This is a genomic window from Streptomyces sp. NPDC002032 (assembly GCF_042890765.1).
In the GTDB taxonomy this organism is placed as follows: domain Bacteria; phylum Actinomycetota; class Actinomycetes; order Streptomycetales; family Streptomycetaceae; genus Streptomyces.
Window position 1 is genome coordinate 414,821 of record NZ_JBIASM010000003.1, and the last position, 16,101, is coordinate 430,921.

General features: G+C 72.4%; 17 protein-coding genes. 6 read left to right on the forward strand and 11 right to left on the reverse strand.

The genetic code is table 11. The features are described from left to right. Positions 1-88 precede the first annotated feature (88 nt). From ACFYYT_RS10000 to ACFYYT_RS10020, 5 genes are all read right to left on the reverse strand, one after another. Positions 89-1,012 carry a hypothetical protein gene (locus tag ACFYYT_RS10000; protein WP_351818874.1) on the reverse strand — a complete coding sequence of 308 codons (924 nt, stop codon included), beginning with the start codon at positions 1,010-1,012 and terminating at the stop codon, positions 89-91. A 178-nt stretch (positions 1,013-1,190) separates the two neighbouring features. Beyond that, the gene (locus ACFYYT_RS10005; RefSeq protein WP_388607589.1) at positions 1,191-1,487 is read right to left on the reverse strand and encodes a DUF6412 domain-containing protein; all 297 of its coding nucleotides are present in this window, start codon (positions 1,485-1,487) and stop codon (positions 1,191-1,193) included. Positions 1,488-1,592: 105 nt separating this feature from the next. Beyond that, positions 1,593-3,098, reverse strand: coding sequence for a sodium:solute symporter family protein (locus tag ACFYYT_RS10010; protein ID WP_351818999.1), 1,506 nt, complete (start codon positions 3,096-3,098; stop codon positions 1,593-1,595). A gap of 38 nt (positions 3,099-3,136) precedes the next feature. Further along, positions 3,137-3,331, reverse strand: coding sequence for a DUF3311 domain-containing protein (locus tag ACFYYT_RS10015; RefSeq protein WP_351818871.1), 195 nt, complete (start codon positions 3,329-3,331; stop codon positions 3,137-3,139). Between the two features lie 9 nt (positions 3,332-3,340). Further along, entirely contained in the window at positions 3,341-4,198 is an 858-nt protein-coding gene (locus ACFYYT_RS10020) for a class E sortase (protein ID WP_388607384.1), read from the reverse strand. 47 nt (positions 4,199-4,245) lie between these two features. On the opposite strand from ACFYYT_RS10020, the gene ACFYYT_RS10025 reads away from it, so the two are divergent. From ACFYYT_RS10025 to ACFYYT_RS10035, 3 genes are read left to right on the forward strand one after another with little or no spacing between them, the layout of a single operon-like run. Next, on the forward strand, positions 4,246-5,262 hold the full coding sequence (locus tag ACFYYT_RS10025; protein ID WP_351818868.1) for an SEC-C metal-binding domain-containing protein: 1,017 nt from the start codon (positions 4,246-4,248) through the stop codon (positions 5,260-5,262). Beyond that, positions 5,259-6,161, forward strand: a complete 903-nt coding sequence (locus tag ACFYYT_RS10030) for a NaeI family type II restriction endonuclease (protein WP_351818865.1) — start codon at positions 5,259-5,261, stop codon at positions 6,159-6,161. The genes ACFYYT_RS10025 and ACFYYT_RS10030 overlap by 4 nt, the downstream gene beginning before the upstream one ends. Then, the gene (locus tag ACFYYT_RS10035; protein WP_351818862.1) at positions 6,151-6,621 is read left to right on the forward strand and encodes a very short patch repair endonuclease; all 471 of its coding nucleotides are present in this window, start codon (positions 6,151-6,153) and stop codon (positions 6,619-6,621) included. Before ACFYYT_RS10030 ends, ACFYYT_RS10035 begins: the two co-directional genes overlap by 11 nt. On the opposite strand, the gene ACFYYT_RS10040 is transcribed toward ACFYYT_RS10035, so the two are convergent. The 4 genes from ACFYYT_RS10040 to ACFYYT_RS10055 form a co-directional block, all read right to left on the reverse strand. Beyond that, entirely contained in the window at positions 6,618-7,829 is a 1,212-nt protein-coding gene (locus tag ACFYYT_RS10040) for a DNA (cytosine-5-)-methyltransferase (protein WP_351818859.1), read from the reverse strand. The two genes, ACFYYT_RS10035 and ACFYYT_RS10040, sit on opposite strands and share 4 nt — an antisense overlap. Positions 7,830-7,950: 121 nt before the next feature. Beyond that, the gene (locus tag ACFYYT_RS10045; protein ID WP_388607592.1) at positions 7,951-9,750 is read right to left on the reverse strand and encodes a DEAD/DEAH box helicase; all 1,800 of its coding nucleotides are present in this window, start codon (positions 9,748-9,750) and stop codon (positions 7,951-7,953) included. 29 nt (positions 9,751-9,779) lie between these two features. Continuing rightward, positions 9,780-11,186: a transcriptional regulator gene (locus ACFYYT_RS10050; RefSeq protein ID WP_351818993.1), complete on the reverse strand. Its 1,407-nt coding sequence runs from the start codon at positions 11,184-11,186 to the stop codon at positions 9,780-9,782. An 89-nt stretch (positions 11,187-11,275) separates the two neighbouring features. Then, positions 11,276-11,956, reverse strand: coding sequence for a hypothetical protein (locus ACFYYT_RS10055; RefSeq protein ID WP_351818854.1), 681 nt, complete (start codon positions 11,954-11,956; stop codon positions 11,276-11,278). A 220-nt stretch (positions 11,957-12,176) separates the two neighbouring features. Here ACFYYT_RS10055 and ACFYYT_RS10060 point away from each other — a divergent pair, with 220 nt between their 5' ends. Next, positions 12,177-12,998 carry a helix-turn-helix transcriptional regulator gene (locus ACFYYT_RS10060; protein WP_351818851.1) on the forward strand — a complete coding sequence of 274 codons (822 nt, stop codon included), beginning with the start codon at positions 12,177-12,179 and terminating at the stop codon, positions 12,996-12,998. On the opposite strand, the gene ACFYYT_RS10065 is transcribed toward ACFYYT_RS10060, so the two are convergent. Next, positions 12,992-13,990, reverse strand: coding sequence for a hypothetical protein (locus ACFYYT_RS10065; RefSeq protein ID WP_351818849.1), 999 nt, complete (start codon positions 13,988-13,990; stop codon positions 12,992-12,994). The two genes, ACFYYT_RS10060 and ACFYYT_RS10065, sit on opposite strands and share 7 nt — an antisense overlap. A 29-nt stretch (positions 13,991-14,019) precedes the next feature. Continuing rightward, positions 14,020-14,562, reverse strand: coding sequence for an N-acetyltransferase (locus tag ACFYYT_RS10070; RefSeq protein WP_351818847.1), 543 nt, complete (start codon positions 14,560-14,562; stop codon positions 14,020-14,022). 168 nt (positions 14,563-14,730) lie between these two features. Here ACFYYT_RS10070 and ACFYYT_RS10075 point away from each other — a divergent pair, with 168 nt between their 5' ends. Together ACFYYT_RS10075 and ACFYYT_RS10080 are read left to right on the forward strand one after the other, a co-directional pair. Continuing rightward, the gene (locus ACFYYT_RS10075; protein ID WP_351818844.1) at positions 14,731-14,907 is read left to right on the forward strand and encodes a hypothetical protein; all 177 of its coding nucleotides are present in this window, start codon (positions 14,731-14,733) and stop codon (positions 14,905-14,907) included. A 115-nt stretch (positions 14,908-15,022) separates the two neighbouring features. Next, entirely contained in the window at positions 15,023-15,322 is a 300-nt protein-coding gene (locus ACFYYT_RS10080; protein WP_351818841.1) for a hypothetical protein, read from the forward strand. The last annotated feature ends 779 nt before the right edge of the window (positions 15,323-16,101 follow it).

A 16,101-nucleotide genomic window follows, 5' to 3' on the forward strand; every position in this document is an offset into this window, starting at 1 on the left:
TGGGCATGCCCCGGGCCGGACGATGGGTTGCGGCCATCGGAGGATTGGTCGATCCTCCAAGATGGGCGCCCCATCCGCAAGACCCTGTTCACAGACTGGAACGCGACCCTCCAGCGGCGGCCGACCCGGCCGGGGCCCCGGCGGGCACCGCGGCGCCCGCCCCGGCCGATGCCGCACCCTCCGCCGCCTCCCCGGCCGACGTGCGGGCGGCCCGGTCCTTGCGGTGCTGGAGCCAGGCCCGCTCGGCGACCGACCACGCCGTGGTGGTCACCAGGTAGAGCCCGGCGGCCAGCGGCACCAGGGCCGCCGTGATCAGCGTCCCGAACGACAGCAGGGGCAGTACGCCGCCCAGCTTGCGCATCGCCGCCTGCTGCTCGGCGCTCAGCTCGACCGGTGCCGCCGGGCCCCCGCGCGCGCCGGCCGTCGCCGCACCGGACACGGCCCTGCGCCCGGCCGGGCCGCCCTTGGCCCCGGCCGGGGCGCCCTTGCCCCCGCGCGGCGCGCCCTTGGCCCCGGCCTGCTTGGCCTTGCCCTCGGCCGGCTTGGCCTTGCCCCCGGCCGGCTGGGCCGGCGGCAGCCCGGGAGCAGGTGCGGCCGCGGCCGCGCGCCGCCCCCGGACCGCGCTCCACGCGGCCACCACCCCGACGGCGGCGAACAGCCCCAGGAACACCAGCCCCTGGGCCCCGAAGAGGCCGCCCTCCCCGAGGGCGTCCGCCCAGCGGGACCCGAGCGGGGCGGCGAACAGCCGGTGCCCCAGCAGTTCGTTGGCGGCCCCGCCGACCTCCGCCGACGAGAAGGCGCGGTACATCACGAAGAACACCGGCAGCTGGAGCAGCGTCGGCAGGCAGCCGGCCACCGGGGTCGCCCCGCGGAAGGCCGCCCGGCTCAAGGGGTGCAGGGCGAGCCGTACGAGCACGGTGAACAGCACGATCGCGGCAGCGGTCGCGGACTGGGCCAGAACCGGCTGGAGCAGCCGGCCCAGCTCGGCAACAAGATGGGTGAAAACGGACACGTGGGCCCTCCGAGGGGTCTCGTCGAACGTCGAAAGAAGATGCGTTTCGGCGCGACGACCCGCGAGGGGCGACGACAGTGATCAGTCAGCAGAAGGCGATGGCGTCGGCGGAGCACCGAGCGGTACGGAGAGTGGAGAGGTACCGAGCGGCGCCCGACGGAAGGTGTACTGCGCGCCCCTACGCGGCCGTCAGGGCGGGACGGCCCGGAGCCCTGGGCCGCGACCGGCCCGAGGCATCGGGATCGCGCTGCGGCAGGAACGCCGTGCGCTGCTCGCGATCACGGATCGCGGTGCGTATGCGGTGCGGCGGTACGGACCCCACGACCGAGGCCGCCAGCGCGGCGGCCCCCACGGCGACGGCCGCGGCCAGCGCGACCACGGCGGCGGCGAGGCCGTTCTGCCCCGGCATCAGGCCGAGGATCCCGCCGAACACCAGCAGGGCGGCGAGCAGGGCGCCCGCCCGCGAGGAGACCAGGAAGGACAGCAGGGAGCGCGCGTCGGCCCGTCGAGCCACCGGGACCGCCCCCTCCCCTTCCGCGAGCCCCGGACCCCCCGACGGGGCGGGCACTCACGACCGATACTAGCGGGACCCTCCGACAACAAGGCCGGGCTCCCGCTCCGGAAGCGGATCCCGCCCCAGCACCTCCCCGTCGGGGCGCCCGTCCGGATCCGCCGGCCCCCACCGGCGCGCGCCCCGGGACACCGCGACCGTGACCACGAGGTTCAGCACCAGCGCCACCATCCCCGCGTTCACCCCCCACACCGGATCGTTCCCGGTGAACACGAGTCCGCAGACGGCCGCCACCCCGACGACCAGGCCGCCGACCGCCCCCGACACCGTCAGCCCGCGCCACATCAGCCCCAACAGCAGCATCGGCACCAACTGGGCCATCCCCTCGTACGAGACGAGCGAGAGCCGGACCAGCGTGTTGGGAGCGACGTACGTCATCACCAGGGCCACCGACCCCGCGACCACCACCACGATCCGCGAAGCCGTCTTCTGCCGCTCCCCCGCACTCCAGCGCGGCACCAGCGACAGCACGCTGCGCCCCCACATCGTCCCGATGACCAGCATGAACACCGCCATCGGCACGATCGACGACAGCGCGGCCGCCACCCCGATCACCCCCACCGCCCACGCCGGCAGCGAGTCGACCACCAGCTTGAAGAGCGCGAGGTTGGACTCGGCACCCGTCAGCCCGGGCACCACGAACAGCGCCGCCATCCCCAGCAGCATCGGCACGAACAGCAGGACGTTGTAGGCGGGCAGCAGGACGGCGTTGCGGCGCAGCGTGTCGGCGCTGCGCGCCCCGAGGTAGCCGGCCACGGTGGTCGGGAAGATGACGACGGTCAGCGCGTTGAGCACGGTCGTCGAGGCGAACCAGGCCGACCCCAGCCGCCCCTCGCCCCCGGGCCCGGCGCCGTGGCCGGGCAGCGTCAGCCACTGCGGCTTCTCGGCCGCGAGCCGGTCGAAGAGCTCCCCGTAGCCGCCGAAGTAGTGCACGGGCACGTACCAGGCGAGGAAGGCGAGCGTCCCGATGACCAGCACGTCCTTCAGGACCGACACCCAGGCGCTGCCCCGCAGCCCGCTCACGACCACGAAGCCGGTGGTCACGGCGAAGGCCACGAAGTAGGCCCACTCCAGCGGCACGGCCCCGTAGGTCACCGTCGTCACGACGATGCCCATCCCCGTGATCTGGAGTTGGATGTACGGCAGCAGGAACACCGTGGCCAGGACCGCCACCGCCGCGCCCAGCCACGGGCGCCCGTAGCGGTGGGCCACCATGTCGCTGATCCCGACGAGCCCGTGGCGCCGCCCGTAGTCCCACAGCATCGGCCCGACGACGTACCCGAGGGCGTAGCCGCAGGACATGTACGCGACGACGTACATCACCGGGGCCCCGTAGTCGTAGCCCCAGCCGGCCGCCCCGAGGTAGCTGAAGCTGGTGTACCCCTCCCCCGCCATCAGCACCCAGATGAACACGGTCCCCAGCGAGCGCCCGCCCACCGACCACTCGGCGAGCCCGCCCCCGCCACCGCCGCGCCCGCGGACGGCGAGCAGCCCGAGCGCGACGGTCGCCACCATGAACACGGCGAAGACCGAGGTGGCCACCGCGGCAGCGCTCACCGCCGGCCCCCGGCCCGCAGATCGGCCCGCCGGACGAGCCACACGGCGAGCGGCGTCACCAGGGTCGACCCGATGAACCACGCGAGCAGGAAGGGCACTCCGCCGACCCTCGGCTCCAGCCGGTTCACGAGGGGCAGCGCCCCGGCGAACAGCACGAAGGGCACACCGAGCCACAGCAATTGCGGACGCATCGCCCCACCCTAGGACGCGAGGGTGCCCCAGACCACCAGGCGGTACTTGGAGGTGTACTCGGGCGTGCAGGTCGTCAGGGTGATGTACGCACCGGGCTCCGCGTACCCGGCGTCGGGCCGGACCGTGCTGTGCGGCACGGGTGCGATCACCCCGGTGTCCCGCTCGGTGGTCTCGCTCAGCACCTTCCCCACCACGTACGTGTAGCGCCGCCCCCGGACGTCGACCAGCAGCCGGTCGCCCGCCCTGAGCCGGTTGATGTACCGGAACGGTTCCCCGTGGGTGTTGCGGTGCCCGGCCAGCGCGAAGTTCCCCGCCGCCCCGGGCTGCGCGGTACCGGGGTAGTGGCCGGCGTACCCCTTGTCGAGCACGGCCCGCTTGTCGACCCCCTGCGCGATGGGCACGGTGAGCCCGAGGCGCGGAACGCGCAGCACGGCGTACGCCTCCTCCCGCGCGGGCGACGGCTGCGGCTGCGGCCGTGGCTTCGCGGGCTTGGCGGCGGGCGCCGCGGACGACCCCGGTCCGGCCCCAGGACCACTCGAACCCCCCTCGTCGACAGAGCCGGAACCAGCCTCGGAACCCGAACCCGAACCCGAACCAGCACCAGCACCAGCACCAGCACCGGTGTCAGCACCCGTAGAACCGGAAGCCCGCCACCGCTCCTCAAGGACCTGCACCCGCTCCCGTGCGGCCGCGACGGCCTGCCGGTTCGTCCACCACACCTGGTGCACCACCAGCAACGCCACCACCACACCCACGGTGGTGACCGCCTCGGCGCCCACCCACAACAGCCGTGCGAGCCCGGCCCGACGCCCTCGCCGGCCGCGCCCCTGGACCACCACCCTCACCCGATCCCGCACGGCCCGCACCCTAAGTCCTCCCCCCTCAACTGACCAGCGGCAGTACGGTGTGAACCATGCGCCCCGACACGCCCGCCGAGCACATCGCCGAAGCCGAGCGCCTCATCCGCACGGCGACCCGCTACCCCGAGGACCAGGAGCCCCTGCTCCTCCAGGCCGCGGCCCACCTCGAACTGGCCGACGCACGCGAGCGCGCGAGCACCCTCTACGACCAACTCCTCGCCGCCGCGCCCGCCGACCCGCACCTGATCAAGGCCCTCCAGGCAGCGAACCTGTGGGAGTACGGCCACGAGGCCGAGGCCCGCGCCCTGATCTCCGGCATCCGCGCCGCCGCGCCGACGGACCCGGCGCCCTGGGAGGTCATCGCGGAAGCCCTGGAAGCCCACGACGAGTTGGAAGCCTCGCACGAGTGCTTCACCGAGGCGGCCACCCTCCTGACCTCGGAGGACACCCCCCTCACCCAGGCCACGACGGCCCTGCTCACAGGCCGCCACCGGGTCCGCCGCCTCCTCGCGCTCCCGCACGACGACTGGGACATGGCCGCCGACACCCGCCACGCCGGCCCGATCCCGCTGGACGAACTCCACGACCCGAAGCGCATCTGGGCCCTCGGCTCCGACGACCCGGCGGAGCTGCGCGCCGAGATCGCCCGCCTGCGCGCCGAACTGGGCGACCGCCGCGCCGCCCTCTCGCGCCCCTTCCCGGTGGCGATCCTCCACTGGCCCCAGCGCGAGCTCACGGAACTCGTGGCCTCCTACCCGACCCTCGCGGCGGAGTACCCCTCCCACGCGGCCCACCTCACCGCCACCGAGGCCTCCCTCCGCAGCCTGGCCGCCTCGGGCACCACCAACCTCGGCATCGTCACGGGCAACGTCCCCTCGTACGAGGCCTTCGCGGCCTCGGAGAAGACCTCCCCGGCCTCCCCCTCCCTCCTGGCGGAATACGCCACCACCCTGGCCGCCCGCGGCAAGGCCACCCCCTGGCCCCCCACCCCCACCTCCCCCTGCTGGTGCACCTCGGGCAAGCCCTACGGGGAATGCCACGGCGACCCGTCGGGAGCGGGCCGCGGGTGAGCAGAGGACGACGCCTCGTACTCCACGAGCCCGGGGAGATGTGTGCGAACACCGACGCGGATCATCACGTCCTGCAGACTCCCGCTGAGGACTCCGCCCTGCAGTCCGTCCTCGCCGGGCTGCGCCCCTATGACGTCGCGGGGCTCTACACCCGGGCGATCGCCAACGCGGTCGACTACGTCCTCGACGGAGCGAGGACCGGGAGGTACGACCTGCTGTCCCCCGATGTCCACCCCGGCGAGCGGGCATCGGTGGGAGCCAAGCTGGAGTACGAGGTGCTGCGTTCCTTCAACCTCCCGAAGGAGCCGCCGCTCGACACGCTGATCGCCGGGATACCCGTGGACCTCAAGGCCACCGTCGGCTCGAACTGGGCGATTCCCGCCGAGGCCCAGTGCCAGCTCTGCATCTGTACGCAGATACGGCTCGGCCGCGGCCTGCACCGGTCATGGCTCGTGCGCGCGCACCGCTCTTGGCTCTACCGGGGCGCGGGAAACCGGGACGGAAAACGGGGACTGGCCGTGCACGCCCGTGAGCACTGGAGCGTGCCCCTCTACGACTGGACCCCGCTGCCGGTCAACCCGCTCACGCTCCTCACACCGGAGCAGGCCCGGCGGGTCCTGGCCAAGCGGCCGGGACAGGAACACCGGTTCACGATGATGTTCAATTACCTTGAGGGGCTCGTGGTTCCGCGCAGCGTGATCGCTACGGTCGGTGCCGGCAATCACGATCCCCTGCGACGGGCGCGCAACATCAGGAAGAACCTGGCGCGCGAGGGACTGACACTGCTCTGCGGCAAGTTCCCCGGGCAGCGCGACCTCGCGGCAGCGCACAAGATCACGCTCGGGCCGGAGGACTGGATCGCCTTGCGGACGGAGGGAGGCCAGGACGATGCCGGATGAGACTCCCTGGGAGCCACCCCAGGGCTCCTGGGCGTCCTCAGAGGCTCGCCGCCGCAACATGCAGGCGATCCGGAGCCGCGACACGAAGCCTGAGCTGGTCATCAGGCGCCTGGTCCACTCCCGGGGCCTGCGCTACCGGATCGCGGCCCGGCCCCTGCCCGGGCTGCGCCGGACGGCCGACCTGGTCTTCCGGCCGGCGAAGGTAGCGGTCTTCATCGACGGGTGCTACTGGCACGGCTGCCCGGAACACTACGTCTCCCCTAAGACCAATCCTGGCTACTGGTCCGAGAAGGTGGCCCGGAACATGGCCCGGGACCGGGACACGGATCAGCAGCTCGAAGAGGCCGGCTGGCTCGTGCTCCGGTTCTGGGAGCACGAGCCGTCAGACATCTGCGCCGCCAGGGTCGCCGCCGCCGTCCAGGAGCGCCGCGGCCCCCACCGGACCTCGGCGAGCGCCTAGCGCTCGTCCCCGGGCCCGTCCTGCGGCTGGGGCCCGGCGGCACGGAGGACCTTGGCGATGGCTTCGCCGACGGCGCGCGCGACCGGGGGCGGGAAGGCGTTGCCTACCTGCCGGTACTGCGCCGTCTTGCCCGGCAGCCTGCCCTCGGACTTGCTTCCTTCGAAGTCCCATTCCCGGGGGAAGCCCTGGATGATCGCCGCCTGCGTGACGGTGAGCATGGGGCCCCTGTCCCGGAACAGGTCCCTGTCCCAGCTCTTCTTCTCGATGCAGTCCTTGGGAGAGTTGGCCACCCCGAGGGCATCGATTCCCAGCTTCTCCCACGCGGCCTTGGCACGACTGGGACCGAGGTCCGCTCCGCCGTGCTTCTTCGAACCGCCGACCAGGGTCGGCGCGACCCCGGATTTCGTGTTGAGCCATGCGTCGCGCTTGGTCCTGGCCAGATCGCCCACCTCGCCGCCCAGCTGGATGAAGGCTTCGTACCGCTCCTTCATCGTCTCCTCAAGGGCCTTGCGGACCGTGGTGATCTCCGCGACGGGCGTGGGCCACTGGAATTCCTGGACAGCGAGAAGCTCCTGCCGGATGGCGACGAGGATGGCACGGGGGCGCAGCTGCGGGACGCCGAAATTGCTGGCCTCAAGGACCCTCCACCCGCACACCTTGTAGCCAGCGCCCTCGAATTCCTCCAGCACATCGGTTTTCGGATTCTTGGCCCGGCCGCCCTCCAGGCGTGCCACGACCCATTCCCGGTAGTCCTCGAACTTTTCGTCCTTGATGCCGCGGACGTTCTCGATCATGACGGCTTTGGGCCGGAGCTTGTCGACGAGGGCCAGCATCTCGGGGAAGAGGTCGCGCTCGTCGTCCTTCCCCAGCTGCTTGCCCGCATGGGAGAACGGAGGACACGGAACGCCCCCCGCGAGGAGATCGAGCTCCCCCTCCTTCAGCTGCTGCCCCCGAAGATATTCGACGGGCTTTTCCAGCCGTACGTTCTCGCTGAATTCCTTGACATCACCCTCGATGACGTCACAGTATTTCCGCTCGAATTCCCAGCCGTCCCGCTGGGCGACGTTGCGCCGCAGGGTGGCCGCGGCGTAGGGGTCGATCTCAACGAGGGCAAGGTGACTGAAGCCGGCCTGGTGGAGGCCGATGGCTTGCCCTCCGGCTCCGGCGCAAATCTCAATCGAGGTCAGCGTGGGATCGCTGGCATCCATCGAGTCCTCCTGGTGTGGCAGATGCAGACAGGCCAGTGTCGCATCTGCCACCGACATCACGTCCCACGCTCAGGCCTGGGGGCCGGTCACGTGCCTCATGACGCCCGCGAGACGTCCCGGGTCACCGTGCCGGAACGGCACCCACGTGCTCCAGCACCGCCTGGATATCGGCCTCGTCCATGCCGCTGGTCACCGGCCGCTCCTCCTGCAGATCGCCCAGCGCCCGCACCGAGGGATCATCCAAGATCCGCCCCATGAACTCCAGCTTCTCGGCAAGCCGCGTGGCCACGATCTCATCGATCGTTTCCGTGGCCGCCAGCACCGTGACACGCGTCTCAGTGCCGGGTGCCAGCCCGAGCCGGTGGATGCGGTCGAGGCTCTGGAGGAACCGGCCCGCCATGAAGTCCCGGTCGACGTACACGGCGTCGTGGCACTCGTGGTGCAGGCTGATCCCCTCACCCAGGGTCGCCGGATTGGAGATCAGGACGTGGCAGTCCGGGTCTTCCCGGAACCGCCGGAGCTGCTCCTCCCTGTCCGGTGTGCCGCCGTGCACCGCGGCGGGCCCGAATTCCGCCAGCAGACCTTGCAGGGTGGTGATGCTGCGGACGAAGGTCGACCAGACCAGGGTCTTCCGTCCTGCGGCGGCATTGCCCGACACGATCTCCCGGACCGCCCGGTATTTCGGCGGCAGCTCGTGCTGGGAAAGGTTCTGGAGCAGGGTGTACAGCGATTCCCCGTCCGGAACGTCCAGCGGCGGCACCTGGAAACTGACCGGTTCGTGGCGGGTGCTGCCCTCCACCAGCAGGGCAGGGCTCGTGGCCGCCATCAGCAGCCGCAGCATGGCCTTTCCGAGCGAGTCGAAATCGTCCCGTGCCAGCTCCGCACGCGCCGTGTAGCGCCCCACGAGCGCGTCATAGATCTCCCGGTGCAGTCCCTCCAGGGGTACCGGGCGGATGACGGGCTGGAACGGCGGCAGTCCCAGTTCCTTCTTGGTCGTGCGCGTGAAGAGGGGACGCAGTACCGAGCTCGCGTAGGCGAGGTCACCGCCGGCGACGGCCTGGGTCACCACCCTGCGGCCGTGGCCGGGCCATACGAAGGAGAGCAGATTCTCCAGGTCGCGCGCGCCGTTCGGTGCGGGGGTCCCCGTGAGGATCAGGCGGCGCTTGCTCAGCGGACCGAGCGCCATGCAGGCACTGCCGTAGATGCCGTCCGTGCCCAGCTTCATCCTGTGGGCCTCATCGAGGATCACCATGGAGGGGGCGGCGCGGAGCCATCCGGCGAGCACGGAGAGCGCCCGGTCCAGCCTCTCGTAATTGACGATCAGGATCTCGGCGTGCGGATCGGGGAACTTGCCCATCACCCGGGTCACCGGTGCGTCGCGGAAGCACTCCCGGCTCTCGTATTCCCACGACTCGTAGGCCGACTTCGGACTCACGACGAGGAGGCGCCGGACCTCGCCACGCTCCTTCATCGCCGCGTAGACCGCCAGGCCGACCCGAGTCTTGCCCGCACCGGGAACGCTGAAGTTGGCGCCGTGCCTCATGGACAGCAGCCGGGCGATGTCCCTGCGCTGGAAATCCGTCAGGCCGGCACACCAGTTGCCGCCCAGGACGGCCAGCACCGCTGCCTCGTCCGTGCCGGAGCCGGCGGCGGGGCCTTCCTCCAGGTGCGCCGCCGCGGTGTCCGCGTCATCGAGGACCTCTCCGACCAGCGCGACGAGCTCCTCGTCCCACTCGACGGATTCCGGGTGCGGCCACTGCGTCAGGACGTTGAGCCGCGAGAGGAAGTCATCGAGCGGTACTTCCACCATGAGGGGGCCGCGCTGGCCTCCCAGGGGGAAGCCCGCCGCCAGCCGGGCGAGGTCGGCCCGGTACGGTTCGGCGGCGTGCAGGCTGGCCTTCGTACGGGTGACATCGAACATCAGCCTCAGCGAGGGCACCGGCTGGCCGCTCACGCCTCCTCCCGCAGCATGGCTTCGAGCAGCCAGGCCACGCCGTCGCCCGGTTCCCCGATGCTCCGGCCGGCCTCGCGGGCGAGCTTCGACAGGCTCGCCTTCAGGGCCAGCACGGCCTCGTCCAGGCTCTCCTCGTCCAGGCTGCGCGAGGCCCGGGCCAGCGACATGTCCGTCACGCACTGGTCGATGTCCTGGACCGCGTCGTAGAGACGGTCCGGCGCCGCCTGCTTGCGCTTGCGCACGCGTGCGTCCTTGCCGGCCGGCACCAGGGCCTCCTCCACTGCCGTCCGGGCCTGCTGCCAGACCTCGGCGGCTTCCTGGAGCATCTCCTGGGAGACCGGCTCGTTCGAGCGGTCCACCGCCTTGGCCTGCAGCAGCACGTCGGTCAGCGCCTTCGCCGCGGCCACCTGGGGACTGTCGCCCCATGCGGGCCGGTTGAGGCCCGGAATCACACCCCCGGTCCGGGCCGGCGCCTGCTTGAGCTGTTCGGGCAGGTGACGCTGGAGGTACCGGGTCCGGAAGTCGATGTCGGCCAGACGGACGTCCGTCTTGGAGAAGTCCATGACGATGAGCGCCAGCTTGTTCTCCTTGAGCAGGTCAGCCTGGCCCGGGTTCTGCTTGACCGCCTTGGAGAAGGCCCGGTGGAGCTCCCTCAGCTTCTCCTGGGCGTCCTCGAAGTCCATCAGCTTGAGCTGGGCCGGTCCCTTCTTGGAACGCGCCACCAGGTCCCGCAGGCACGACAGCACCCAGAGGTCCTGCTCGGCGGTGGCGGGCCTGATACGGAAGTCCTTCGCCACGTCCCCGACCGGCCGGCCGTTGGCCACCTGCTCGTCAATGGTCAGCAGCCGGTTGATGTACGAGTACGGCCGGCGGGTGTCGTGCCGGAGCTGGAGCGAAAGCTCCACGGCGTTGACATCGGCCCAGGTGCAGGTCTCGGGCAGCACGCCCACCCGGACGCTCTTGACGCCGAGTTCGCGCAGCGCCACGACACGGGTATTGCCGTTGACGAGAACACCGTCGCGGGTGATGAGCCCGGGCTCGTTCTGCCGGTACTCCTTCAGGCTCTCCTTGAGCAGGTCGAAGTCCGGGTCACGCTTGGCGGGGTTCGACGGCAGGGCCTGGAGCAGGTGGCGGAGGTAGTCCTGGCTCTCGGGGCTCCAGGGGTCCGCGTGGAGCAGCTCGTCCCGCACGGGATCGAAGGTGCGCTGCGCCCGGATGCGGTGCGTCGACGGGTTGAAGCAGACCTGGTCGATGGGCATGTCGATGACCTGGACGATCTCCGGCTTCGTCCGCCACTCGATCGTCAGCGTCTCCTGCAGCCGGTCGCCCGCGCTGGCCTCTTTCAGCCGCTGCTCGACCAGTTCCCGGTTCTCGGCGGCGCGGGGCGGCTGGCCGAAGTCCATGCTCACAGTTGGTTCTCCTCCAGGGCTTCGTCGGGGGTGTTGAACGGGGGCCGCCCTGTCGCGGCCCCCAATCGTGCCTATTGTCAGACCTACGCCTGGGCGAGGGCCTTCCTGACCTGCTCCCTGGACTCGGCCGGCAGCGTCTGGAAGTCGGCCCAGAGACGTTCGACCAGGGCGAAGTCCCGCTCCCCCGAGTCCATCCAGCTTCCCAGCATCTTCAGCTCCATCGCGCCGAGCTTGGCCACGCCCGCGAGAACAGCGCCCAGGTCCGCGGTCAGCTTCTTGCCGCCCACCCGGCAGCGGTTGCACTCCACGACGGGCTCCACCTTGCTCGTCCCGTCCGGCTGCCGGACGGGACGGCGGGCGATGTCGAGCTGGGCCGACTCATAGGTGCCGGCGAACACGGCACCCGGCACGATGCCGCACGACCGGCAGTAGTGACCGTCCTTCGCCAGCAGCTCACGGCGCTGCGTATCCGTGTAACCCACCGACGGGAGGGTCCCCTTGCCCTGCTCCCAGACCGGCTCGCCCGCCGAGACGAAACGCTGCTCGTGCTGGCTGAGGCTGCTGTCCTCACGGTTCGTGTCGATCCGCCAGCCATGGCTCCTGAGCTCGCGCACCCGGCGGTCGATCTGACTCATTCCGGGGAAGGCGTGGCGGACGTCCTCCTTGGTGAAGGTCCCGCCCTCGCCCACTTCGGTCAGCAGCCAAAGCGCCGCCCGCCGCTTGGCGCCCAGCTTCGTGTCCGTCCACGACGGCAGCTCAGTCATCTGCGGTTCCCCTCTTTTGAGTCAGCCCAGAAAGCGCTGGCCGAAACCCGCAGGGTCACAGCGGGAACTCTCCAGCCAGCACCCCAACCTTTGCCGATCGGCTAGCAGCATTCCAGCCCGTGTCCGAATTCCCCGTCAGGTGAAAACACCTGCCGCATTCCACTGCGGCCATCCCCCGGGTGAAACTTCGAAAGCTTGGATCTTCGTGGAGAATGGAGCCGTGTTGTCCGACAATTCGAGGCTGCCCGACCGGCGTTCGCCAGACCAGCGTCATCTGGCAGCGGCCCTCAGCGCCGTGCAGGCCGCGACCGGCCGTTCCCAGCGGGCCATTGCCGAGGCCGCGGGAATCAGCCCGGGCACGCTGTCAACGCACCTCAGCGGCGCCCGCGTCCCCACAGAACCCCTGATGGAGAGCTTCTACACGGCCGCGCACAATGCGGCAAAGGCGCTTGGCGGAACGCTCCCCTTCACCCTGGGCCAGCTGCAGAACCTCCGGAACCGCGCATGCGCGAGGCACTGTCCGTGCTGCACGGCCGCCAACGCCGGGCAGGTGCCCGGACCCGCTGACTCCATTTCCACGGGCGGTTCCACCGACCGGCGGACGCCGGCCTTCAGCACCGCCTACCGGCTCCGGCACGAGCGCCGGGCCCGGCGGAAGCGGGTTCTGTCGTCCCGCCCGGCCGGGGCGTCGCCCGCCGCGCAGGTGCCGGTCCCCTCCCGCAGGGGGGACCGGCACCCCGCGGAACAAGACGGAGCGGCCACCTGGACGGAGCTGGAGACGGTGGCGCGGTACTTGTCCCAGAACAGGGACCGCGACGCGGGCATCCTGCTCTGGCAGGCCGGGGCAACCATGACGGCCAGCCAGATCCTGGACGTCGTCTCCTCCTGCCGGAACACGGGGCTGGACGAAGCCGCTGACGCCGTCCTCACCAGCGTCAGCGAACGTTCCGACAGGCAGGCCGTGCTCAACATCACCGCCGCGTTCCAGCAGGCCGGCCGGCACCACGACGTCGGCTACCTGCTGTCGGTGTCGGCTCAGTAGCCCAGCGGCAGCGCCAGTTGTTGGTGGCCGCGGGCTTGGGCTGTGGGTGGGGTGGGGCGGGGGGTGGTGAGGGTGAGGAGGGTGCGGAGGGCGGCGATGACTTCCGCCGGGGTGTCGCGGATCATCGACGGGGTCGCGCTGACCACCAGGATGCCGTGGGACTCCAGGCGCAGCCGGCGGCGGAGCGTGGCGTGCCAGGCGTCGCGGGTGTAGTGGTACTCGGCCGAGTCGATCTCCAGGGCCACGCCCTCGTCCGGCCAGTACGCGTCCGGGCTGGCCAGGAAGGTGCCGTCCGGGGTGTAGAGGCGGGCGTTCCACAGGGGGGTGGGGAGGTCGGTCGCCGTGAGGGTGTCGCGGGCGCGGGCTTCGGCGACCGAGCGGACCCCGGCGAGGAGTTCCGCCGCGGCGGCGCGGATGGCGGGGCGGGCCAGGAGGCGGGAGGCGCGGAGTTCGGCGTGCAGGTCGTGCGGGTGGCACCAGCCGGCCTGGACGACCTGGGCCAGGACCGAGCGGATCCGGTCGGGGTGCGCGGCCCGGGAGGCGTAGTCGGCGGCGGCGCGGACCGGGTGGGCGCTGGGGACGCCGGAGACGGTGAGCGTGCGCGGCCAGCGGGTGGTGGGTGCGGGCCGGACCTGTGGGAGGGCGGTGAGGCGGCGCGGGGCGCGGATCAGGACGTCGGCCGGGACGGGCGGGGCGTCGCGGATGCCGAGGAGGGCGAGGGCGGCGGCGCCGGTGAGGGCGGCCGTGTCGCCGGAGAGCGGGTCGGAGGTGGGCTCGGCGGCGTACAGAACGGCGGCGAGGGCGCGTTGCCGGTGGTCCGGGGGGCCGGTCTGGAGGAGGTAGACCCGGGGCAGGAGGCGTTGCCAGGGGCCGCCCGGGCGGGTGCGGGAGGTGAGCGTGGCGGCGGGGACGCCGCCGGTGGTGAGCTGGTGGCGGGTGGCGAGGCCGAGCTGCCGGCGGGCCAAGGGGACGGGTGCCTTCGGTGTGATCATGGCCCCGGTATGCCCGGGCGGGCGGGGGTCTACCTGTCGCGGTCCGGGTGATCGGGGGACAGGAAGACGACCACGCCCGTCTCGGTCCCGGGGAGCGCGGGCACCTCGTGCCAGCCGAGGCGCCGGTACGTGGCCACCGTGTCCGTGGCCAGCCGCGAGGTCAGCAGCCAGGCGCGGCGGTCGGGGGCGTCGGCGGTGATCTCGGTGAGCAGGGCCCGGCCGGTGCCGTGGCCGCGCGCGTAGCCGCGTACGGCGAGCTCGTCTATCTCCAGGGCGCCGACCAGGAGTTCCCGTACGCGCGCCGGGCCCAGCTGGGCGGTGACCTGGGGGTAGGCGCGGCGCTTCGGGAAGGGGGCGGGGGTGATCCAGGCGGTGGCGAAGCCGTCGATGCCGGTCGCGGACTGGGCGAAGGCGGTACGGAAACCGGGGCGCCGGACGTCGGCCTGGAGGCGGGCCGAGAACTGGCGAATGGTTTCTTCACCTTCGTTCCAGGGCGGGGCGGAGAAGACGTCCGCGTAGGCGTCGGCCAGCTCGTCCGCGAGGTCGAGGACGGCCCGTCCGTAAGAGATCACGCTGTCGGCTCCCGGGGGTGGGGTGGTGAGTTGAGGGGGTTTCCTCCTGGAAGACCGAATCTACGCCCCGGAGGTTCCCGTTCCGGGGGTGCGCAGAAACGGCGAGTGTGCGACAAATCGGCCCCGTACGGTCCGTGTCGCGGGCCGGGGTGGGGCGTTGAGCAGCCCGTGGACAGACTGCTGCGGGTGGCCGGCCCGTGCGCGCTCGCCTTCCTCCTCGTCCTCGGGGTCGTGGCGCTGCTGCCGCGCGGGGTGCGGGAGGCTCTGCCGGATGCGGTGATCGGCGGGGCGGTGCTGCTGCTCGGGGCGGTGGGGGTCCGGCGCGGGTCGAGGGGCCCGCGTTAGCCTCGTACCCCGTAGGCGACTTTTCGGATCATCATGGCGCCGGGCCGGGTGTGGTGTGTGTGGTGTGGTGCCGGCGGGCGTCGCGGACGGAACGAACGAGCGAAGGAGTTTCGACATGGCACGGGTACCGAGTTCCGCGGTGGCGGCGGCCGGCCTGGTCGGCGGGTACGCCGTCGCGCGCTGGACCAAGAAGCGGCCCCTGGGCGGTGTCGTGCTCGGTGCCGCCGGGCTCGTGGCCGGGCGGGAGTGGCACCGGCGGGGCGGCGCTCCGGCGGCGGCCGGGCTGGGCGCGCTGTACCTGGCGGGCTTCGCGGGGGCGCACCCGCTGGCGAAGAAGGTCGGGGCGTGGCCCGCGGTCATCGGCGCGGCGGGGGTCGTCGCGGCGACGGCCTGGGCGGTGGCGGACCGCCACTGACCCCGCGCCGGTGCCCCGCGGCCCGGGGTACCCCGGGCCGCCGCTCCCCTCCCCCGCGATGCGGTGGGCCGGGCGGACCGCCCCCGCGGGCGGCCGGCCGGCTGGCTGGCTGGCTGGTACGGCGTGGTGCCGACGGGAGGACGCCGACCGGCCCGTGCCGACGGGCTGGTGCGAACGAGCCGATACCGACAGGCCAACGCCGACGGGCTGGCCCCGGCGGGCCGGTACGGAAGGGCAGGCACCGGCGGGTCGAGGCCGACACGCCGACGTCGACGGGGCGGTGCGGTGCGGTGCGGTGCGGACGAATCAGTGCCGACAGGCCAGCGGCGACGGACCGGTGCCGAGGTCGGCCGGGTCCCACGGGCGGAGCCCGGTCGGGCGGGCCGAGCTCCACGGGCTGGAGGCCGGCAGGACGGGCCTGACCCCAGCAGGCGAAGCCCGGCGGGACGGGCCGAGCCTCACGGGCGGAGCCCGGGAGGACCGGCCGGGGCCCACGAGCCCGAAGGCCGGGGGGCGGGACGAGCCCAATGGGCGGAGGCCAGCGGGCGGAAGCCAGCGGGACGGGCCGGGGCCCACAGGCGGAGGCCGGCGGGGCGGGCCGAGCCCCGCGGGCCCGGAGGCCGGCGGGGCGGGCCGAGCCCCGCGGGCCCGGGGGCGAGGGGACGGGCCGAGCCCCACGGGCGGAGCCCGGCGGGGCAGGGCCCACAGCCGGAGCCCGGGGGGGGCGGGCCGAGCCACACGGGCCCGGAGGACGGTGGGGCGGGCCGGGGTCCTTCGGC